A 20,308-nucleotide genomic window follows, 5' to 3' on the forward strand; every position below is an offset into this window, starting at 1 on the left:
CCGGCGACGCCTCGGTGAACTGCGGACCGTGGCGGCAGGCTAGCCCCGCCACGACCCCGCTGCAAGCCTCACCTCACGATGGTTTCCGGCCCCATCATCAGCGTCGGCAGCCACGTGGACAGGATCGGCACATAGGTGATGAGGATCAGGAAGACGAAGAGCACGCCCAGGAAGGGCAGCGCCGCCTTGACCACCCGCATCATCGACATGCCGGCCACGCCCGAGGTGACGAAGAGGTTCAGCCCCACCGGCGGGGTGATCATGCCGATCTCCATGTTCACCACCATGATGATGCCGAGATGGATCGGATCGACCCCCAGCTCGATGGCGATGGGAAAGACCAGCGGCGCGACGATCAGGATCAGGCCCGAGGGTTCCATGAACTGTCCGCCGATCAACAGGATCACGTTGACGATGATCAGGAACATGATCTTGCCGAAACCGGCATCCAGCATTGCGCCCGCGATATGCTGCGGGATCTGCTCGTCGGTCAGCACGTATTTCAGGATCAGCGCGTTGGCGATGATGAACATCAGCGTGATGGTCAGCTTGCCGGCCTCCAGCAGCACATCGCGCGTGCCCTTGTGGAAGAAGGCCGTGACCAGCGCCTGCGGCTTCTGCCACAGGGGGATGCGGCGCTCGCCCTCGCGCAGCGGCCCCATGTCGCGGTAGATGAAGATCGCCACGATGAAGGCCCAGACCGCCGCCACCGCCGCCGCCTCGGTCGGCGTGAAGATCGCCTTGGTCACGCCCGGAATGCCGTAAAGCCCGACCATGATGATGACGATCAGCATCAGCCCCCAGAAGGCCTCGCGGAAACTGGCCCAGATCTCGCCCCAGCCCTGCCACTGACCGCGCGGCATGTTCTTCCAGATGGCGATGATGAGGATGGTGGCCATCAGCATGAACCCGGCCAAGAGGCCCGGGATGACGCCGGCCAAGAACATCCGCCCGACCGAGACATCGGTGGCGCTGGCATAGACGACCATGACAATCGAGGGCGGGATGAGGATGCCAAGCGTGCCGGCATTGCAGATCACACCGGCGGCGAAATCCTTGGAATAGCCGACCTGCCGCATCGCCGCGATGACGATCGAGCCGATGGCGACCACGGTGGCGGGCGAGCTGCCCGACAGCGCCGCGAACATCATGCAGGCGAACACCCCGGCAATCGCCAGCCCACCCGGCAGATGGCCGACGCAGGCGATGGAAAACCGGATGATCCGCCGCGCCACGCCGCCCGTCGACATGAAGCTTGAGGCGAGGATGAAGAAGGGGATGGCCAGAAGCGTCGCATGGCCCTCCATCGCGTTATAGAGCGTCTGTGCGATCGAGGCGAGCGAGGTGTCCGAGAACCACAACAGGAACAGGGTCGAGGACAGCCCCAGCGCGATGGCAATGGGCAGGCCCAGCAGCATCAGCCCGACGATCAGGACGAACAGCAGAAGGACATCCATGCCCTAGTCTCCGCGATTGAGATGGCGGACTTCCTCGACGGCGTCCTCGGCTTCGTGGCTGACGATCAGGCTCTGCCGCTCGCCGGTCCAGACCTGCCACGTGGCTTGCAGCAGGCGGAACAGCAGCAGCGCGATGCCGAAGGGCAGGACGAAATAGGGGATCAGGCGGGGCAGCTTCTCATAGGGCTCGCCCATGTTGAACACATCGCCCATCCAGGCCAGGAAACCAGGCATCGGGATCTGCTCGGTCACGTAGAAGGCGCGGTCGCGGGTCGGGATGAAGCCCGTCGGGAACCAGCGCCCGCCGGTCTGCTGATAGCCGGCAAAGGGCGCCCAGTAATCCCAGGCCCCCTTCAGCAGCAACAGCGCATAGAAGATGCACAGCGCCCCGGCCAGCAGCGCCAGCGCCTTGCGCGCGCCGGCGGGCAGAATGTTGATCAGCGCATCCACCCCCAGATGGGCGTTGATCTTGACCGTGTAGGAGATCCCCAGCAGCACCAGCCAGGCGAACAGCGCCAGCGTAAGCTCCAGCCCCCAGATCAGCGAGGACTGGAACACATAGCGCAGGATGACGTTGACGAAGGTCAGGATGGTCATCAGCCCCAGAAGGATGGCGATGGTGTTTTCTTCAAGGCTGTTGACGAAGCGCCCGACCGGACCCTTCGGCTCGTAACGATAGCTCATTGCCCCCTCCCCGAGTGGCGCGGGAAACGGCCCGCCCCGCGACCTGCGCGGGACGGGTCCTGATGTTCAGGCTCAGTGCTTCTCGTTGATCGCCTGCGCGGCGTCGATGTTCTCCTGCCCGACGCCCTCGGCGAATTGCGCCCAGACCGGCTTCATCGCGTCGACCCAGGCCTGACGCTGCGCGTCGTCCAGTTCGACGATCTTGCCGCCAGCATCGAGGATCGATTGCCGTGCCGCCATGTCGACATCGTTCACCGCGCCGTTCCGCTCGACCGTGACCTCGTTCAGGATGGTCAGCATCTGGTCCTTCACCGCCGGGTCTAGGCTGTCGAGCCAGTCGACCGAGGCCACGACCAGATAGTCCAGCACGCCGTGGTTCGTCTCGGTGGTGCCGTCCTGCACCTCGTAGAATTTCTGGCCATAGATGTTCGACCAGGCATTCTCCTGCCCGTCGACAACCCCGGTCTGCAGCGCGCCATAGACCTCGGCAAAGGCCATGGGTTGCGCGGATGCGCCAAGCGCCTCGAATTGCGCGATGATCACGTCCGAGGGCTGCACGCGGAATTTCAGCCCCTTGGCATCCTCGGGCGTGATCAGCGGCTTGTTCGCCGACAGCTGCTTCATGCCATTGTGCCAGAACTCGAGGCCAAGGATGCCGCGCCGCTCCATGCTGGCCTTCATCGCCGCCCCGGCTTCCGAGGCCTGGAATTCATCCACCGCCGCGATGTTCTTGAAGACGAAAGGCAGGTCATAGATCTGGAAGACCTTGGTGAAGGCCTCGAATTTCGACAGCGAGGGCGCGCCCAGCTGCACATCGCCCTGCAGCATGGCTTCCAGCAGCGCATCGTCATCGTAGAGCGTCGAGTTCGGATAGACCTCGACGCACATCTTGCCATCCATCTCGGCATTCACCCGGTCCGCGAACAGCTGCGCCGCGATGCCCTTGGGGTGTTTGTCGGAATTGGTCACATGGCTGAATTTCACCACGGTTTCGCCGTCATCGCATTTCGCCGGATCGGCCAGCGCGGCAGTGGACATAAGCGCCAGCCCGCAGGCGGCGGTGAGAATCGATTTCATGAAGCAGTCCTCCCAAACGTTCGCAGCCGGATTATGCGGCCCGGCTTGCTAGACCTTCACTTTCCGCAACCGGCCCGCATATGGCAACCCTAAACTCCTGCCCCGCCCCCGCCTTGCTGCACAGAAGCGCATGGCAAGCCTTGGCCTTTTCGCGCGGTTTCGCTAAGCCCCGTTCCAGAGAAAACGGGACCAGAACCATGACCATGGACAAAAGCTTCGACGCGACGACCGCCGAGGCCCGCATCGCGGCCGAATGGGAAGCAGCCAATGCCTTTGCCGCCGGGGCCAATGCCTCGCGCAAGGAAACCTTCACGGTGATGATCCCGCCGCCGAACGTCACCGGCAGCCTGCATATCGGCCACGCCTTCAACAATACGCTGCAGGACATCCTGGTCCGCTGGCACCGGATGCGCGGCTTCGACACGCTGTGGCAGCCGGGACAGGACCATGCCGGCATCGCCACGCAGATGGTGGTCGAGCGCCGCATGGCCGAGCGGCAGGAGCCGAACCGGCGCGAGATCGGCCGCGAGGCCTTCGTCGAGAAGATCTGGGCCTGGAAGCAGGAATCCGGCGACACGATCATCAACCAGCTGAAGCGCCTCGGCGCCAGCTGCGACTGGTCGCGCAATGCCTTCACCATGTCCGGCGCGCCGGGTGCGCCCAAGGGCGAAGAAGGCAATTTCCACGATGCGGTGATCCGGGTCTTTGTCGATCTTTACGACAAGGGCATCATCTATCGCGGCAAGCGGCTGGTGAACTGGGATCCGCATTTCGAGACGGCGATCTCGGATCTCGAGGTCGAGAACCGCGAAGTGCCGGGCCATATGTGGCATTTCAAATACCCGCTGGCCGGCGGCGAGACCTATGAATACGTGGAGCGCGACGAGGACGGCAACGTCACCCTGCGCGAGACCCGCAACTATATCTCCATCGCCACCACCCGCCCCGAAACCATGCTGGGCGACGGCGCGGTCGCAGTACACCCGTCGGATGAACGTTACGCCGCAATCGTCGGGAAACTCTGCGAAATTCCTGTCGGGCCAAAGAAACACCGCCGCCTGATCCCGATCATCACCGACGAATACCCCGATCCCACATTCGGCTCGGGCGCGGTGAAGATCACCGGGGCGCATGACTTCAACGACTATGCCGTGGCCATGCGCAACGGCATCCCGCTTTACGCGCTGATGGACAGCAAGGGCGCCATGCGCGAGGACGGACTGTCCTATGAGGACAGCGCCGAGATCGCCACCCGCGCCGCGCAGGGCGAGGATGTGGGCGATGTCTCGAACGTCAACCTCGTCCCCGAGCATCTGCGCGGCCTTGACCGCTATGAGGCGCGCGAGCGGGTGATCGCGGAGATCACGGCGGAGGGTCTTGCCGTGACCTATCTGCACAAGGAAATCGACAAGGAAACCAACGCCGAGCATCTGGAGCGCCGGGCACTGGTCGATGCCAAGCCGATCATGCAGCCCTTCGGCGACCGCTCGAATGTGGTGATCGAGCCTATGCTGACCGATCAGTGGTTCGTCGATACCCAGAAGATCGTCGGCCCCGCGCTCGAGGCCGTGCGCGATGGCCGCACCCAGATCCTGCCCGAGCAGCACAAGAAGGTCTATTTCAACTGGCTCGAGAATATCGAACCCTGGACCATCTCGCGCCAGCTGTGGTGGGGTCATCAGATCCCGGTCTGGTACGGGCTTGACCTGTCGCTGGAAGGCCAGGTCGATGACGATCATGACGGCGCGCTGGACGAGGTGGAAATCTTCGCCCTGCTAGAAGAAGGACTGGTCCATCGTGACGAGATCCATCACGCCGCGCCACATTTCGCCGAGGTGGTCGAACAGTTCCGCGACAGTATCGCCGGCCTGCCGCAGCCGCTGGAGATCGCCCGGGTGATCGAGGTTGCCGACCGCGCATCTGCCATCGACGCCTTCGCGCAGGGGCTGGCTGACTACAACCTCAGCCAGGACCCGACGAAACTGGTCTACCCGGTCTGGCGCGACCCGGATGTTCTCGACACCTGGTTCTCCTCGGGTCTCTGGCCCATCGGCACGCTCGGCTGGCCCGAGACGACGCCGGAGATGCAGAAATACTTCCCGACGGATGTGCTGGTCACCGGCTTCGACATCATCTTCTTCTGGGTTGCCCGGATGATGATGATGCAGATGGAGGTGGTAAAGAACGTCCCCTTCCACACCGTCTATGTCCACGGGCTGGTGCGCGACGAGAAGGGCGCGAAGATGTCGAAGTCGAAAGGCAACGTCATCGACCCCCTGCTCTTGATCGACGAATTCGGCGCCGACGCGCTGCGCATGACCCTGACCAGCATGGCCGCCATGGGCCGCGACCCGAAGCTGGGGCCGCGCCATGTCGAGGGCTTCCGCAATTTCGTCACCAAGATCTGGAACGCCACCCGCTTTGCCGAGATGAACGGCGTCCGCGGCGGCGGCGCGCGGCCCGAGCCGAACCATACCGTGAACCGCTGGATCATCGGCGAGGTCGCCCGCATCCGCCTTGCGACCGACGAGGCGCTGGACAGCTATCGCTTCAACGATGCGGCGACCGGGCTATACGCCTTTGTCTGGGGCAAGGTCTGCGACTGGTATGTCGAGTTCGCCAAGCCGCTTTTCGATGGCGAACATGCCGAGGAAACCCGCGCCACGATGGGCTGGGTGCTGGACCAGTGCTATCTGATGCTGCACCCGGTCATGCCCTTCGTCACCGAGGAGCTGTGGGCGCTGACCGGCGACCGCAGCAAGATGCTGGTCCATGGCGACTGGCCGACCTACGGCGACGAACTGATCGACGCCGAGGCCGACCGGCAGATGAACTGGGTGATCGCGCTCATTGAAAGCATCCGCTCGGCCCGCGCCCAGATTGGCGTGCCGGCTGGCGCCAAGCTCGACCTGATCGTGACCGAGGCCGATGCCAGCGCCCGCGCGGCGCTGGCCGCCAATGCGCCGTTGATCGAGCGTCTGGCCCGGGTGAACGCGCCGCAGGACGGTGCCATGGCCAAGGGCATGATCGCGGTGGCGGCGCAGGGGGCAAGCTTCGCCTTGCCCATCGGTGACGTGATCGACGCGGCGGCGGAAAGCGCGCGGCTGGACAAGGCCAAGGGCAAGGCGCTGAAGGATGCCGATGGTTTGCGCAAGCGCCTCGGCAACCCGAAATTCGTCGAAAATGCCGAAGCCGAGGTGATCGAGGAAACCCGCGAGAAGCTGGCGGCGCTGGATGAGGATATTTCCCGGCTCGACGCCGCACTGGCGCAGCTGGCAGCGATGTAGCCTGCCTCCGGCGGGGATATTTGGACGAGCGAGAAGCTGGCTTCTTTCTCGTTCAAATATCCATCTCAGGCCGGGGTCAGAGCCGCGCCAGAACCTTGGGCAAAGCCTCGGCGAAGAGATCCAGCTCGGCCTCAGGCCCGCAGGACACGCGGATGCAGCGGTCCAGCGGCGCGACGCCGGGCATGCGGATGAACACCCCGTCCTCGGCCAGCCCCGCCACCAGCGCGCGGGCATAGGCCCCGTCTCGCCCGGCATCGAGGGCGACGAAATTCGTCGCCGAGGGCAGCGCGGTCAAGCCGTTCTGCTGGCCGATCCGGGCAATGCGATAGCGGGCGGTGACAACCTGCGCCTTCACCGCCTCGAGCCAGTCCTGATCGGCAAGCGCCGCCAGCGCGCCGGCCTGCGCCATGCGGTTCACCCCGAAATGGTTACGGATGCGGTTGAAGCCGGCGATGACCTCGGGGTTGCCGAAAGCATAGGCGATGCGCGCCCCGGCCATGCCGTAAGCCTTGGAGAAGGTGCGGAAGCGGATCACGCGCGGGTCATCGACGTCGATCGCCGGGATGGCCGACGCGGGCGCGAATTCCACATAGGCCTCGTCCAGCAGCAGGACGCCCCCTTCCGGCAACTGGTCCAGCATCGCCTCGATCGCCCTGCCCTCGGACCATGTGCCCATCGGGTTGTCGGGATTGGCGAGATAGGTCAGCCGGGCGCCGGTCTCGCGCGCCTTCGCTGCCAGCGCCGCCGGGTCCTCGGCGTCATCGCGATAGGGCACCTTGTTCAGCACCCCGCCAAAGCCCGCGACGTGGTAGTTGAAGGTCGGATAGGCGCCGTCCGACGTCACCACCTGGTCCCCCGGCGCGATCATCAGCCGGACGGCAAGTCCCAGCAGTCCGTCGATCCCTTCGCCCACCACCAGGTGATCCGGCGTCACCCCCAGATGCGCGGCCAGCGCCGCCATCAGCTCGTGATTGGTGCTGTCGCCATATTTCCAGATCTCGCCCGCCGCCTCGGCCATGGCCGCCACCGCGCGCGGAGAAGGGCCGAAGCCGTTCTCGTTCGCGCCAAGCCGGGCGGCAAAGGGCGCGCCGCGCTGACGCTCCAGCGTCTCGGGTCCGACAAAGGGCACGGTGGCGGGCAGACTGGCGGGGATCGGGGCGAAGCGGACATTTGTCATGATGCCGAGGCTTCCGCGATTTGGCGCTGCCACGCAAGCCCCGCAGCGAGGTGATACGGACCAAAAACTTCACCGCCAGAGGTTGACTAGTCCGGTACTTGGGCGCTTTCTGGCGGCGCAGTCAGGCTGATCTGCCGACTGTTTTCAATCACGAAGCCCCGCCACCCATTCCGGCGGCTTTCTATTCGCACTGCCCGTTTTCCGGGCGGGCAGCTTGTCACGGCTACTGCCTGAAGAAAGGATCATCATGTCCAAGTCTTTCCCGCTTTCCCTGCTGGGCCTGTCCAGCATCGCCCTGATGGCCGCCGGGACCGCCCGGGCCGAGGTCATCTATGAAAACCAGTCCGGTGGCAGCGCCACCTTTTACGGCCAGTTCGATCCATCCTGGACCCAGTTCGACGATGGCGCCGACAGCCATGACAAGATCGTCGACAACTCGAAGTCAAATTCGCGCGTCGGCTTCACGCTGAAACAGCCCTTTTCCGCCTTCGAGCTGGGCTTCAAATTCGAGACCGCCCTTGGCTTCCGCCAGAGCGCCTCGGTCAGCCAACTTGGCGAACCCGATGCGCTGGAATGGGACCGCACCAAGCTGCGCCATGTCGATCTGTCGCTGAAATCGGCCCAATACGGGACCTTCTTCATCGGTCAGGGCAGCATGGGCTCGGACAGCATCGGGGATCGCAGCCTCAGCCCGACCACGCTGGTCAATGACGTATCGATCAGCGACACCTCGGGCAGCTATCTGCTGCGTCAGGATGACGGGGCGCTGAGCGAGATCGCCGTGGGCGATGCCTTCAACAATTTCGGCGGCAATCGGCGCGGGCGCATCCGCTATGATTCGCCCGATTTCGGCGGCTTCGTCTTCCGCACCTCTTACGGCCGCAACATTCTGGTGCACGAGGATGATGACGATTACTGGGATGTGGCCCTGTCCTATGACCGCGAGATGGCAAACGGCAACCAAGTCTCGGCGGGGATCGGCTATTATGTCCGCGACCGGGGTGACGGGCAGGAGGACATCAAGGACAGCTTCGCCTCGGCCGCGGTGAAAATGGCTTCGGGCGTCAATGTCGCGATGGCTCTCGGCAGCCGCGACAATGGTGGCAGCTATTCCTATGCCCAGCTTGGCTATATCGGCCAGTGGGTGGCCTGGGGCGACACCAGCCTTGCCGTCGACTACTACAAGGGCGAGGACATGGTCAGCGAGGGCGATGATGCCGAATCCTGGAGCCTCTCGGTGGTCCAGAATGTCGCCAGCCTGAACACCGACATCTATGCCGGTTATCGCAGCTATGACTATGACGATGACGCGACCAGCTATCAGAAGGCCGAGTCCGTCACCATCGGCGCGCGCTGGAAGTTCTGATCGGTTCCGCCGGCCCGCCGCAATCGCGCGTTGGGCCGGCAGCCATGTCTACAGCTCGTCGCGCGAGCGTGGCGGACGGGGCTGATTCAGCAATCGGCGATCCTCCTGCAATTCAAGCCACATGGCGTTGACCACGGCGAACAGTGCCGCCAGCGGCAGGCCGAGGATCCAGGCGAAATACCACATGCGAGCCTCCTTTCCTCAATAGCTGTGGGTGTCGGGATCGGTGACATCGGCCTCGGTCACCTTACCCCAGAGCGTGCGATAGACCCAGGCCGTGTAAAGCAGGATCAGCGGCAGGAAGATCACCGTGCAGATCAGCATGACGAACAGCGTCAGATGCGAGGACGAGGCATCCCAGACCGTCAGCGAGCTGTTCGGGTTGGTGTTCGAGGGCAGGATGAAGGGGAACATCACCAGCCCCACCGAGGAGATCATGCCGACGATCGCCATCTTCGACCACATGAGCGGCGACAGTTCATCCCGGGTGTTGCGCAGCGCACGCATTGCCATGCCCGTGCCGACGAAGCCCATGATCGGGGCAATGATGATCCAGGGGCGGGTGGCATAGGCGGCAAACCAGCTGCCCTGGTGCACCACCTCCGAGACCAGTGGATTCGACGGCCCGTCATGCGGCGGTTCGGTGACGAAGGCGAAGCCGTCGATGCCAAAGGCCATCCACAGCCCGGCCAGCGCATAGCCGGCCAGCACCACGACCGCCGCCTTGGCGCCATAATCCCGAGCCCGCGCCTGGATCGCTCCCTCGGTCTTCAGCACCAGCCAGCCCGCGCCATGCATCACCATCATCGCCACCGACACCACCCCGCAAAGGATCGCGAAGGGCCGCAACATGCCGAAGAGCTTCATGAACGGCCCCGCCTCGTAGACCGCGTGCAGGTCGTCGGTCAGGTGGAAGGGTACGCCCAGAAGCACGTTGCCGACCGCCACGCCGAACAGAAGTGGCGGCACCGTGCCCGACAGGAACAGCGCCCGGTCCCACATCGCCCGCCAGCGCGGATCGTCGCGCTTGCTGCGATACTTGAACGCCACGGGGCGAAAGATCAGCGCCGCGAGGATGAGGAACATGGCGAGGTAGAAGCCCGAGAAGCTGATCGCGTAAAGCGGTGGCCATGCGGCAAAGATCGAGCCGCCGCCAAGCACGAACCAGACCTGGTTGCCCTCCCAGACCGGGCCGACGGTGTTGATGACGATGCGGCGTTCTACATCATCCTTGGCGACGAAGGGCAACAGCGCCCCCACCCCCATGTCAAAGCCGTCGGTCAGGGCAAAGGCGATCAGCATCAGCCCGATCAGCAGCCACCAGATGACGCGCAGGATCTCGAAGGAAATCAGTTCATGCATGATCATCGGGGTTACTCCGCCGGGCTCAGGCGCGCGCGATGCGCGTCCATCCAGGTTTCGGTCAGTTCCACATCCTCATGCGGACCCTTGCGGATGTATTTCAGCATCAATCCCATCTCGACCACGGCCAGCACCGAATAGAAGACGGCGAAGGCGATCAGCGTCATCAGCACCTCGGTCACCGACAGATTGCTGACCGACATGGCCGTGGGCAGGATGCCGTCCACCGTCCAGGGCTGGCGGCCGACCTCGGCCACGATCCAGCCCATCTCGACCGCGATCCAGGGCAGCGGGATCGCCAGCACCGCCAGGCGCAGCGCCCATCGCGGGTGCCGGCCGCCACTGAAGGACGAGCGGTAGAAGAAGAAGCCCATGATCGCGATCAGCGCCATGCCGCAGCCGACCATGATGCGGAAGGCCCAGAACAGCGGGAAGACCGGCGGGATGGTATCCTCTGCCGCCTGCGCGATCTGCTCGTCGGTGGCCTGCAGGGGATCGTCGAGATAGCGGCGTAGAAGGAAGGCATAGCCCAGGTTCTCGGAATGCTGCTCGAAGCGCTGGATCACCGCCGGGTCAGTCGCCTCGCGGTCCTCGCGAATGGTCATCAGCGTCTCGTAGGCAATGAGGCCCGAGCGCACCCGCTGGCGCGCCTCAGATTCCAGATCCTCGATGCCGGGGATGACCTCGTTGAAGGACCGGGTGCCGATCAGCCCCATGACATAGGGGATGTGGATCGCCCATTTCGTCTCGCGCGCTTCCTTGTCGGGAATGCCGAAGAGGGTGAACGAGGCCGGGGCCGGCTCGGTCTCCCACATGGCCTCGATCGCGGCCATCTTCATCTTCTGGTTCAGCCCGGTGTCATAGCCTGATTCGTCGCCCAGAACGACCACCGACAGCGCCGAGGCGAGGCCAAAGCTGGCCGCCACAGCGATGGAGCGCCGCGCCAGGTCGACATGCCGGCCCTTCAGCAGGTACCAGGCCGAGACGCCGAGGACGAACATCGAGGCGGTGACATAGCCGGCGCTGACGGTATGGACGAATTTCGCCTGCGCCACGCTGTTGAACATGACCTCGTAGAAGCTGGTCAGCTCCATCCGCATGGTCATCGGGTTGAACTCGGCGCCGACCGGGTTCTGCATCCAGCCATTGGCGATCAGGATCCACAGCGCCGAGAAATTGGTGGCGATGGCGACCAGCCAGCCGACCAGCAAATGCGCCTGTTTCGACAGCTTGTCCCAGCCAAAGAACCACAGGCCGACGAAGGTCGCCTCCATGAAGAAGGCCATCAGCCCCTCGATGGCCAGCGGCGCGCCGAACACGTCGCCGACGTAATGCGAGTAATAGGACCAGTTCATCCCGAACTGGAATTCCATGGTGATGCCGGTGGCGACGCCGATGGCAAAGTTGATGCCGAACAGCATGCCCCAGAACTTGGTCATCTGCCGCCAGATCGGGCGATCGGTCATCACATAGACCGTCTCCATGATGGCGACGAGAATCGACAGGCCGATGGTCAGCGGCACGAACAGAAAATGAAATAGCGCAGTCATCGCGAATTGAAGTCGCGACAGTTCGACAACACCAAACTCCATGAGCGGGGGGTCTCCTTGCTTGGGTTCGGCCACGCTAGCGGATTTGCAAGCCCGCACCAATGGTCAACTGGCGCGGCGTGTCGTCGCGCCCCCCCCCCCTTGATTTCTGCTTGGTTGACAGGGACCTCCGATCCGGCATCAATCGGGGCATTCGTCCCGCCAGCCCAATTGCCAGCCAACGGAGCCTGCCCATGCCCCCCGCCTCCTCCGACAGCATCATCGTGACCTTTGACGGCAAGCGCTGCATCCATGCGCGGCGCTGCGTGCTGGCCCTGCCGGGCGTGTTCCGCGCCGGCGCCGAGGGTCAGTGGATCTTTCCCGAAAGCGCCCCGGCCGAAGAGATAGCCCGGGTCATCGGCGCCTGCCCATCGGGGGCGCTGACCTATCAGCGCAAGGATGGCGGGCTCGAAGAACAGGCACCGGGGGTCAACACCCTGCGTCCCTGGGAGGATGGTCCCAACGAGTTGCGCGGCGATGTCCGCATTGCCGGGCAGGAACCGCGGATGCGGGCGGTGCTGTGCCGCTGCGGCCAGTCGCAGCGGATGCCCTTCTGCGACAACAGTCATCTGAAGGCCGAGTTTCGCGCCACCTCCGACATTCCCTCGAAAGAGGGCAAGCCGCTCGAAGCCTTTGACGGGCCGCTGGAGGTGACGCCCACCAAGGATGGACCGAACATGATCGCCGGCAACCTGCAGATCATCGCCGGCAGCGGCCGCAAGGTGGCGACCGTGCGCAAGGCCTTTCTCTGCCGCTGCGGCCAGTCTAAGAACAAGCCCTTCTGTGACGGCAGCCACAAGGCAGCCGGGTTCAAGGCGGACGGGGCCGAATAATGAGCGATTTCCAGATCCGGCGCGAGGAAAGCGAGTCCCGCGGCCGCTATGTCACCGTGGTCGACGGGGTCGAGGCCGAACTGACTTTCTCCAAGGCCGGCACCGGCATGATCATCGCCGACCATACCGGCGTCCCACGCGAGATCGGCGGGCGCGGGGTCGGTCTGGCGCTGGCCGAGGCGATGATCGCCGATGCCCGCGCCAAGGGGCTGAAGGTCATGCCGCTCTGCCCCTTCGTGAACGCGCAGTTCAAGCGCCACCCGGACTGGTCGGACCTCCTGCCCTGAGCCCTATCAGCCCCGTGGCGCCAGAAGACCCAGCGCCCGCAGCTCGGCCTCGATCCCCGACAGCGGCGTTCCCCTGACCTCGGCGACCAGGTCGTCGAACTGCCGCCGCAAGCCCGCCTTTTCCTCGCCCCGGCAATCGTTCCAGGGCCGGCCCTGCAGCGCCATGTGCATGACGTAGTACCAGATGAAATGCGGCCTGTTCCCGGCGATCAGCAGCGCGCGATAGGCCTCATGCGCGCCCATCGCCCGCAAGCTCGCCGCATCCGGCACCCCCGCCGCGATCAGCGCCGAAGCCGTGGCCGGCCCGATGCTCTGGATCGTGGTCAAATCGCTGTCCATCCGCACCCTCGCCTTCATCTTGGCCCAAATATCCCCGGGGGTCCGGGGGCGGCGCCCCCGGCTTTCCAAAACCACCGCTTTCCTGTATCAGCCCGGCAATCCCGAGGACAATGCCCATGACCGAGCCGACCGCAGCCCCGAAAAAGCTGTTCATCAAGACCTATGGCTGCCAGATGAATGTCTATGACAGCCAGCGCATGGCCGAGGCCATGGGCGCGGAAGGCTATGAGCTGACCGAGGACCAGTCGCAGGCCGACATGGTGCTGCTGAATACCTGCCATATCCGCGAAAAGGCGGCAGAGAAGCTCTACTCCGACCTTGGCCGGCTGAAGCCGCTGAAGGCCGAGAAGCCCGATCTGAAGATCGGCGTGGCCGGCTGCGTGGCGCAGGCCGAGGGCGAGGAAATCACCCGGCGGATGCCGCTGGTCGATCTGGTCGTGGGGCCGCAGGCCTATCACCGCCTGCCGGCGATGGTCCGGGGCGAAGCACCGAAGATCGTCACCGACTTCCCCGAAGAGGACAAGTTCGACCACCTGCCCCAGCGCCGCGCCACCCGCCGCGCGCCGGCGGCCTTCCTGACCGTGCAGGAGGGCTGCGACAAGTTCTGCGCCTTCTGCGTCGTCCCCTATACCCGCGGCGCCGAGGTCAGCCGCCCGGTGGAACGCATCCTGCGCGAGGCCCGCGACCTTGTCTCGCGCGGCGTGCGCGAGATCACCCTGCTGGGCCAGAACGTCAACGGCTGGCATGGCGCGGGCGAGGACGGGCGCGACTGGGGCTTTGGCCGGCTGATCCGCGCCATTGGCGAGATCGAGGGGCTCGACCGCATCCGCTATACCACCAGTCACCCCAATGACATGGCCGATGACCTGATCGCGGCGCATCGGGACGTGCCGCAGCTGATGCCCTACCTGCATCTGCCGGTGCAGTCAGGGTCCGACCGGATTCTGAAGGCGATGAATCGCAAGCACACGGCCGATCACTATCTGCGGCTGATCGATCGCATCCGTGCCGCGCGTCCCGACATCATGCTGACCAGCGATTTCATCGTGGGCTTCCCCGGCGAGACCGACCAGGACCATGCCGACACGCTGCGGCTGGTCGAGGCGGTGAATTTCGGCACCGCCTTCAGCTTCAAGTATTCCCGGCGCCCCGGCACCCCGGCCTATGACCGGCCCGAGGTCGATGGCGCCGTCGCCGATGCCCGGTTGCAGGAATTGCAGGCGCTGCTGTCGCGCCAGCAGAAGGCCGCGCAGGAGGGCATGATCGGCCGGACGCTTGGGGTGCTGTTCGAAAAGCCGGGGCGGATCGCCGGCCAGATGATCGGCAAGTCCGATTATCTGCATTCGGTTTTTGTCGAGGCGCCCGAGGCGCAGGTGGGCGATCTGGTGCAGGTGCGCATCATCGAAAGCGCGCCGAACTCGCTGCACGGCGAACTCGCCGCCTGAGGCCGGCACATCCGGAAACGAAAAAGGCGTCCCGAGGGACGCCTTTCCGTTCGCGCGAGGCGACCTGAAGATCAGATGAACTTCAGGTTGGTCGCCGATTCGCGGCCGTCGCGGCCGGCTTCGATGTCGAAGCTGACAGCCTGGCCGTCTTGCGGGTGCGACAGACCGGCGCGCTCGATCGCCGAGATGTGCAGGAACACGTCGCGCTTGCCGCCCTCGGGGGCGATGAAGCCGTAACCCTTGGTGGCGTTGAACCATTTCACGGTGCCGTTGGCCATCGTGATGTCTCCATTCATGTTTGCCGCCCGCGGAAGTGCGGCGGCCCGGCGCAGTCAGATCAAACTCGATGACTGATGCCGCAACGCGGAGAACAGGTCGAAGCAGAGATAACGTAGCCAGCGCCACCTAAGCGCGTTCGGACAAATAATCAAGCGATCTGGCATGGAATCGCGCCGTTGCGTCATTTCGGCAAGGAATCGCCTGCGGCATGGGGTCGCAGCAGCGTGACCACCCCAGCAAATGCTGACCCGGTTCAGCGAAATTCTCCCCTGAAAACACGGCTCTTTTGCGCAAACGCCTTTGTCGGGACCGGGCTTCGTGATTACCTGTAAGGAAGGGCAGCATCACGCCCGACCAGCCACGAAGGAGGCTGACATGAGCTATAAAAGCATCCTGACCATCCTGTCCGATGAAGGGCAGTTGCTACAACTTCAGGCTGCCGAGGCGATGGCCCGGCAAGAGGACGGCCATCTGGAAATCCTCTGCCTCGGTTTCGATTTCAGCCAGCCCGGTTACTATTTCCCCGGCGGCACGCCCTATGTCTTCCAGGAATCGGTCGATTCGGCGGTCGAAGAGGCCGAGGCGCTGAAAGAGGCCGTGACTGTCCGGCTGGAAAACACATCGGGCCTGCGCTGGTGCGTCCGCGCCGCCGTGGCCCAGACCGGCGGCATGACCAATCTGGTGGGTATGCGCGCCCGCTACTCCGACCTGACGGTGATGGCCCAGCCCTATGGCAAGAAGGCCTCGGCCGGCGGCGAGGCGGTGATCGAGGCCGCCATGTTCGAGGGAGGCTGCCCGGTGCTGGTGGTGCCGGATGCCGGCCTGCCCGAAGGCGGCTTCAAGCGCATCCTGATCGCCTGGAACCAGTCCTCCGAGGCGATGAGCGCGGTGCGCCGCGCCCTGCCCCTGCTGCGCGCCGCCGAATCAGTGGAGATTGCCATCATCGATCCGGGCCGCAGCGGCGTCGAGCGGTCGGAGCCCGGCGCGGGTCTGGCGCAGATGCTGACGCGCCACGGGGTCAAGGCGGATGTCGCCGTCATCGCCCGCACCACCCCCACCATCAGCGACGAGATCAACAAGCGCGCGATGGAGATCGACGCCAACCTGATCGTCATGGGCGCCTATGGCCATTCCCGCTTCCGCGAGGCGATCCTGGGTGGCGCCACCCGCAACATGCTGGAGAAATCCCGCGTGCCCGTTCTGATGGCCCGCTGACGGCCCGCTAATGCCGGTGGCCGTGACCCCCGTGGTCATGGCCGTCATCATGATCATGGTCGTGGTCATGATCCTCGGCCAGATCCTCGCCCGGTTCGTCGGCGCAATCGCTGCCCGGCAATTCGATCTCGATCGTGGTGTGATGGATGCTGAACTTCTCGCGCAGCATCAACTTGGCGTCGCGGATCAGCCCGTGGAACTCGGTCGTCTCGGCAATCAGGTGGACCGAGGCGGCGTTGCGCTTTTCGTCGATCTGCCACAGGTGCAGGTGATGCGCGCCGGAGGCCCCCGGCATCTGGCCAAGCGCGCCTAGCACCTCGTCAGGCTCGATCCCCGGCGGTGCGGCCAGCATCAGGCTGCGGAAGATCGGGCCGATCTCGCCGGCGATGTGCCACAGGATCACCACCGAGATCAGCACGGTCAGGATCGGGTCGGCCAGGTACCAGCCAAAGGCCCAGATCAGCGCCCCGCCGATGATGACCGCGACCGAGACACCGGCATCCGCCAGGTTGTGCAGGAAGGCCGCGCGGATGTTCACGCTTTCCTTGGCCGAGCGATAGACAAGCGCCGCCGTCGCCAGATCGACGATCAGCGCGAAACTCGCCAGACCCATGACCAGCCCGCCCGCGACCTCGGGCGGATCGGTCAGCCGGCCGAAGGCCTCGATCGCCAGCCAGATCGACACGGCGATGAGGGCGAGGAAGTTCACGAAGGCCGCGACGATTTCGGCCCGGCCCCAGCCAAAGCTGAAATCGGGCGTGGCCGGGCGCTGCGCCAGCCGCCGCGCGCCGAAGGCCAGCACCAGCGCCATCGCATCCGACAGGTTATGCACCCCGTCGGCGATGAGCGCGGTCGAATCGGCGACATAGCCGCCGACGATCTGCGCCCCGGTCAGCGCCAGGTTGACGATCACCGCCCAGACGATCGCGCGGTCTCCCGTCGGCACCGGATGGCTGTGCCCGTGATGACCATGCCCGCCGTGGCTGTGACCGCCCGCCATCAATGCGCCTCGGCCCAGTTGTCGCCCACACCCGCATCGACGACCAGCGGCACGTCGAGCTTCACCGCCGGTTCGGCTGCGCCCTCCATCACCCGGCGGGCGGTGGCGATCAGGTCATCGACGGCATCCTCGCGCACCTCGAAGACCAGTTCGTCATGGACCTGCAGCAGCATTCTGGCCGGAAGATCGGCGATGGCCTCGGGCATGCGGATCATGGCGCGGCGGATGATATCGGCCGCCGCCCCCTGGATCGGCGCGTTGATCGCCGCGCGCTTGGCCCCGCCCGCCGCCGGGCCGTTGGCGTTTATGTTCGGCGTGTTGATCCGCCGCCCGAACAGGGTGCGCACGAAACCGTCGCGCTTGGCGTCGGCCACGGTCTTGTCCATGTATTCGCGGATGCCGGGGAAACGCTGGAAATAGGTGTCGATGAAGGCCTGCGCCTCGGCCCGCGGAATGCGCAGGTTGCGCGACAGGCCAAAGCCCGAGATGCCGTAGATCACCCCGAAATTGATCGCCTTGGCCTGACGGCGGACCATCGGGTCCATGCCCTCCACCGGCACGCCGAACATCTGGCTGGCGGTCATGGCGTGGATGTCGATGCCCTCGTGAAAGGCCTGCTGCAGCGCCGGGATATTGGCGACATGGGCAAGGATGCGCAGCTCGATCTGGCTGTAATCGAGGCTGACGAGCTTGTTGCCCTTTTCGGCGATGAAGGCCTCGCGGATGCGGCGGCCCTCTTCGGTGCGAATGGGGATGTTCTGCAGGTTCGGCTCGGTCGAGGCCAGCCGCCCGGTCTGCGCCCCGGTGATGGAATAGCTGGTGTGGACGCGCCCGGTTTCGGGGTTCACATAGGTCGGTAGCGCGTCGGTATAGGTGGATTTCAGCTTGGCCACCCCGCGCCAGTCCAGCACCCGGGCGGGCAGGTCATGGCCTTCGGCCGCCAAGTCCTCCAGCACATCGGCGCTGGTGGAATAGGCCCCGGACTTTCCCTTGGCTCCACCCTGCAAGCCCATCTGGTCAAACAAAATTTCACCCAGCTGCTTCGGACTGCCAAGGTTGAACTTGGTCCCCGCCAGCCCCTGCGCCTCGTCCTCGTATTGCGCCATCTTCTGGGCAAAGGCGCCCGACATGCGCGACAGGTGCTGCGGGTCGATGCGGATGCCGGCCATCTCCATCCCGGCCAGAACCGGGATCATCGGGCGCTCCAGCCGCTCATAGGCGGTGGTCACGGCATTGGGCATCAGCTGCGGGCGGAAGATCTGCCACAGGCGCAGGGTCACATCGGCATCCTCGGCGGCATAGCCGGTGGCCTTGTCCACCGGCACCTGCGCAAAACTGATCTGCGACTTGCCCGAACCGATCAACTCCTTGATCGGCTGCGGCGCATGGCCGAGGTAGTTCTGCGACAGCTCGTCCATGCCGTGATTATGCAGCCCCGCGTGAAGGGCATAGGAGAGCAGCATGGTGTCATCCAGGGGCGCCATGCGGACGCCGTGCCGGGCGAGGATCTTCCAGTCATATTTGGCATTGTGCAGGATCTTCAGGATCGCATCGTCTTCCAGCACCGGCTTCAGCGCCGTCAGCACCGCATCGCGGTCCATCTGCCCCTCGGCCTTCGCGCCGCCGCCGAACAGGTCAGCCTCGCCCGCGACATGGCCAAGCGGGATATAGCCGGCCTTGCCCGCCGTCACGCAAAGCGAGATGCCGACCAGTTCGGCCTGCATCTCGTCAAGGCTGGTGGTCTCGGTATCGATGGCGACATGGCCGGCCTCGCGGATCTCGGCGATCCATTGCGCCAGCGTCGCGGTATCCGAGATGGTCGTGTAGCTGGCGCGGTCGATGGCCGGGAAATCCGGCCCGCCCTTGGGCGGCACCCCAGCGCCATCGGCGGCCGGCGCAACCGGGGCGCTGCTGATCACCGGCGCCTCGGCCTTGAAGCGTTCGGCCACGCGGTTGGTCAGGGTGCGGAACTCCATCTCGGACAGGAAGCCCATCAGCACCTGCGGGTCCGGCTCCTTCACCTCGAGGCTGTCCAGCGTGAAATCCAGCGGTGTGTCGCAATCCAGCGTCACCAGCCGCTTGGAAATGCGGATCTGCTCGGCATGGTCGATCAGGGTCTGGCGGCGCTTCGGCTGCTTGATCTCGCCCGCGCGTTCCAGCAGCGTCTCCAGATCGCCATATTCCTGAATCAGCAGCGCAGCGGTCTTGATGCCGATGCCCGGTGCGCCCGGCACGTTGTCGACCGCATCCCCGGCCAGCGACTGCACATCGACCACCCGGTCAGGTCCCACGCCGAATTTCTCGAACACCTCGTCCGGGCCGATCGGCTGGTTCTTCATCGGGTCCAGCATGCCGACGCCATTGCCCACCAGCTGCATCAGGTCCTTGTCCGAGCTGATGATGGTGACCGAACCGCCGGCATCGCGCGCCTGACAGGAGAGCGCGGCGATGATGTCATCGGCCTCATAGCCCTCGGTCTCGATGCAGGCGATGTTGAAGGCCTTCGTCGCCTCGCGGGTCAGCGGGAATTGCGGGCGCAGATCCTCGGGCAGCTCGGGGCGGTTGGCCTTGTAGTCGGGATAGATCTCGTTGCGGAAGGTTTTCGCGGAATGGTCAAAGATCACCGCCGCATGGGTCGGCGCATCCGCCCCGCGCTCGTCGGTGACGTATTTCCACAGCATGTTGCAGAAGCCCGCCACCGCGCCGATGGGCAGTCCGTCGGATTTCCGGGTCAACGGCGGCAGCGCGTGATAGGCGCGGAAGATGAAGGCCGAGCCGTCGATGAGATGCAGGTGGTGGCCTTTGCCAAAGCTCATGTCGGTGGTCCCCTTCTGTTCGGGGTCCGTTTTGGCATGAAGTGGCGGTGGTGGCAAAGGGGGCACCGCCCCCCGTCGCCCGCGATCCATCAGAC

At 64.9% G+C, this 20,308-nt stretch carries 17 protein-coding genes; 6 read left to right on the plus strand and 11 right to left on the minus strand.

Features of this window, described 5'->3' with window-relative positions:
* Positions 1-68: 68 nt before the first annotated feature.
* The 3 genes from Q1A36_RS04505 to Q1A36_RS04515 form a co-directional block, all read right to left on the minus strand.
* Positions 69-1,457: a TRAP transporter large permease subunit gene (locus tag Q1A36_RS04505; RefSeq protein WP_299840348.1), complete on the minus strand. Its 1,389-nt coding sequence runs from the start codon at positions 1,455-1,457 to the stop codon at positions 69-71.
* Positions 1,458-1,460: 3 nt separating this feature from the next.
* On the minus strand, positions 1,461-2,141 hold the full coding sequence (locus Q1A36_RS04510) for a TRAP transporter small permease (protein ID WP_299840351.1): 681 nt from the start codon (positions 2,139-2,141) through the stop codon (positions 1,461-1,463).
* A gap of 72 nt (positions 2,142-2,213) precedes the next feature.
* On the minus strand, positions 2,214-3,218 hold the full coding sequence (locus Q1A36_RS04515; RefSeq protein WP_299840354.1) for a DctP family TRAP transporter solute-binding subunit: 1,005 nt from the start codon (positions 3,216-3,218) through the stop codon (positions 2,214-2,216).
* 197 nt (positions 3,219-3,415) lie between these two features.
* Here Q1A36_RS04515 and Q1A36_RS04520 point away from each other — a divergent pair, with 197 nt between their 5' ends.
* Positions 3,416-6,505 (plus strand): valine--tRNA ligase, encoded by a 3,090-nt coding sequence (locus tag Q1A36_RS04520; protein WP_299840357.1) that lies wholly within the window; start codon positions 3,416-3,418, stop codon positions 6,503-6,505.
* Between the two features lie 76 nt (positions 6,506-6,581).
* Here the strand turns inward: Q1A36_RS04520 and Q1A36_RS04525 are convergent, their stop codons facing one another.
* Positions 6,582-7,682 (minus strand): pyridoxal phosphate-dependent aminotransferase, encoded by a 1,101-nt coding sequence (locus Q1A36_RS04525; RefSeq protein ID WP_299840360.1) that lies wholly within the window; start codon positions 7,680-7,682, stop codon positions 6,582-6,584.
* 247 nt (positions 7,683-7,929) lie between these two features.
* Between Q1A36_RS04525 and Q1A36_RS04530 the strand changes: the two genes are divergently transcribed.
* Positions 7,930-9,048, plus strand: a complete 1,119-nt coding sequence (locus Q1A36_RS04530) for a porin (protein ID WP_299840363.1) — start codon at positions 7,930-7,932, stop codon at positions 9,046-9,048.
* A 48-nt stretch (positions 9,049-9,096) separates the two neighbouring features.
* Here Q1A36_RS04530 and cydX read toward each other — a convergent pair whose 3' ends face one another.
* From cydX to Q1A36_RS04545, 3 genes are read right to left on the minus strand one after another with little or no spacing between them, the layout of a single operon-like run.
* A complete protein-coding gene (cydX, locus tag Q1A36_RS04535; RefSeq protein WP_299840366.1) occupies positions 9,097-9,234 on the minus strand; it encodes a cytochrome bd-I oxidase subunit CydX in 138 nt (45 codons plus the stop codon).
* 15 nt (positions 9,235-9,249) lie between these two features.
* Entirely contained in the window at positions 9,250-10,416 is a 1,167-nt protein-coding gene (cydB, locus tag Q1A36_RS04540; protein ID WP_299840369.1) for a cytochrome d ubiquinol oxidase subunit II, read from the minus strand.
* Between the two features lie 5 nt (positions 10,417-10,421).
* Positions 10,422-12,002, minus strand: a complete 1,581-nt coding sequence (locus Q1A36_RS04545) for a cytochrome ubiquinol oxidase subunit I (protein WP_299840372.1) — start codon at positions 12,000-12,002, stop codon at positions 10,422-10,424.
* A 191-nt stretch (positions 12,003-12,193) separates the two neighbouring features.
* On the opposite strand from Q1A36_RS04545, the gene Q1A36_RS04550 reads away from it, so the two are divergent.
* Entirely contained in the window at positions 12,194-12,832 is a 639-nt protein-coding gene (locus tag Q1A36_RS04550) for a CDGSH iron-sulfur domain-containing protein (protein WP_299840376.1), read from the plus strand.
* The gene (locus Q1A36_RS04555; RefSeq protein WP_299840379.1) at positions 12,832-13,119 is read left to right on the plus strand and encodes a GNAT family N-acetyltransferase; all 288 of its coding nucleotides are present in this window, start codon (positions 12,832-12,834) and stop codon (positions 13,117-13,119) included. The genes Q1A36_RS04550 and Q1A36_RS04555 overlap by 1 nt, the downstream gene beginning before the upstream one ends.
* Positions 13,120-13,125: 6 nt before the next feature.
* Here the strand turns inward: Q1A36_RS04555 and Q1A36_RS04560 are convergent, their stop codons facing one another.
* Positions 13,126-13,458, minus strand: a complete 333-nt coding sequence (locus Q1A36_RS04560; protein ID WP_299840382.1) for a TfoX/Sxy family DNA transformation protein — start codon at positions 13,456-13,458, stop codon at positions 13,126-13,128.
* Between the two features lie 116 nt (positions 13,459-13,574).
* Here Q1A36_RS04560 and miaB point away from each other — a divergent pair, with 116 nt between their 5' ends.
* Positions 13,575-14,903, plus strand: coding sequence for a tRNA (N6-isopentenyl adenosine(37)-C2)-methylthiotransferase MiaB (miaB, locus tag Q1A36_RS04565; protein ID WP_299840385.1), 1,329 nt, complete (start codon positions 13,575-13,577; stop codon positions 14,901-14,903).
* A gap of 71 nt (positions 14,904-14,974) precedes the next feature.
* Here the strand turns inward: miaB and Q1A36_RS04570 are convergent, their stop codons facing one another.
* Positions 14,975-15,181 carry a cold-shock protein gene (locus Q1A36_RS04570; protein ID WP_101754201.1) on the minus strand — a complete coding sequence of 69 codons (207 nt, stop codon included), beginning with the start codon at positions 15,179-15,181 and terminating at the stop codon, positions 14,975-14,977.
* A 376-nt stretch (positions 15,182-15,557) separates the two neighbouring features.
* On the opposite strand from Q1A36_RS04570, the gene Q1A36_RS04575 reads away from it, so the two are divergent.
* Positions 15,558-16,397: a universal stress protein gene (locus tag Q1A36_RS04575; RefSeq protein ID WP_299840389.1), complete on the plus strand. Its 840-nt coding sequence runs from the start codon at positions 15,558-15,560 to the stop codon at positions 16,395-16,397.
* Positions 16,398-16,404: 7 nt separating this feature from the next.
* On the opposite strand, the gene Q1A36_RS04580 is transcribed toward Q1A36_RS04575, so the two are convergent.
* Positions 16,405-17,397: a cation diffusion facilitator family transporter gene (locus tag Q1A36_RS04580; protein WP_299840392.1), complete on the minus strand. Its 993-nt coding sequence runs from the start codon at positions 17,395-17,397 to the stop codon at positions 16,405-16,407.
* Positions 17,397-20,213 (minus strand): DNA polymerase I, encoded by a 2,817-nt coding sequence (gene polA, locus Q1A36_RS04585; RefSeq protein WP_299840395.1) that lies wholly within the window; start codon positions 20,211-20,213, stop codon positions 17,397-17,399. Before polA ends, Q1A36_RS04580 begins: the two co-directional genes overlap by 1 nt.
* Positions 20,214-20,308 lie beyond the last annotated feature (95 nt).

It is taken from the genome of uncultured Paracoccus sp., assembly GCF_947487305.1.
Lineage (GTDB): Bacteria > Pseudomonadota > Alphaproteobacteria > Rhodobacterales > Rhodobacteraceae > Paracoccus.

Bases quoted from the DNA above. Each gene is read 5' to 3' on its own strand.
- Q1A36_RS04550 (WP_299840376.1), top strand. From the start codon at position 12,194: ATGCCCCCCGCCTCCTCCGACAGCATCATCGTGACCTTTGACGGCAAG.
- polA (WP_299840395.1), bottom strand. From the start codon at position 20,213: ATGAGCTTTGGCAAAGGCCACCACCTGCATCTCATCGACGGCTCGGCC.
- Q1A36_RS04510 (WP_299840351.1), bottom strand. From the start codon at position 2,141: ATGAGCTATCGTTACGAGCCGAAGGGTCCGGTCGGGCGCTTCGTCAAC.
- Q1A36_RS04515 (WP_299840354.1), bottom strand. From the start codon at position 3,218: ATGAAATCGATTCTCACCGCCGCCTGCGGGCTGGCGCTTATGTCCACT.
- Q1A36_RS04545 (WP_299840372.1), bottom strand. From the start codon at position 12,002: ATGGAGTTTGGTGTTGTCGAACTGTCGCGACTTCAATTCGCGATGACT.
- miaB (WP_299840385.1), top strand. From the start codon at position 13,575: ATGACCGAGCCGACCGCAGCCCCGAAAAAGCTGTTCATCAAGACCTAT.
- Q1A36_RS04570 (WP_101754201.1), bottom strand. From the start codon at position 15,181: ATGGCCAACGGCACCGTGAAATGGTTCAACGCCACCAAGGGTTACGGC.
- Q1A36_RS04530 (WP_299840363.1), top strand. From the start codon at position 7,930: ATGTCCAAGTCTTTCCCGCTTTCCCTGCTGGGCCTGTCCAGCATCGCC.
- Q1A36_RS04520 (WP_299840357.1), top strand. From the start codon at position 3,416: ATGACCATGGACAAAAGCTTCGACGCGACGACCGCCGAGGCCCGCATC.
- Q1A36_RS04525 (WP_299840360.1), bottom strand. From the start codon at position 7,682: ATGACAAATGTCCGCTTCGCCCCGATCCCCGCCAGTCTGCCCGCCACC.
- Q1A36_RS04580 (WP_299840392.1), bottom strand. From the start codon at position 17,397: ATGGCGGGCGGTCACAGCCACGGCGGGCATGGTCATCACGGGCACAGC.
- cydX (WP_299840366.1), bottom strand. From the start codon at position 9,234: ATGTGGTATTTCGCCTGGATCCTCGGCCTGCCGCTGGCGGCACTGTTC.
- cydB (WP_299840369.1), bottom strand. From the start codon at position 10,416: ATGATCATGCATGAACTGATTTCCTTCGAGATCCTGCGCGTCATCTGG.
- Q1A36_RS04505 (WP_299840348.1), bottom strand. From the start codon at position 1,457: ATGGATGTCCTTCTGCTGTTCGTCCTGATCGTCGGGCTGATGCTGCTG.
- Q1A36_RS04575 (WP_299840389.1), top strand. From the start codon at position 15,558: ATGAGCTATAAAAGCATCCTGACCATCCTGTCCGATGAAGGGCAGTTG.
- Q1A36_RS04560 (WP_299840382.1), bottom strand. From the start codon at position 13,458: ATGGACAGCGATTTGACCACGATCCAGAGCATCGGGCCGGCCACGGCT.
- Q1A36_RS04555 (WP_299840379.1), top strand. From the start codon at position 12,832: ATGAGCGATTTCCAGATCCGGCGCGAGGAAAGCGAGTCCCGCGGCCGC.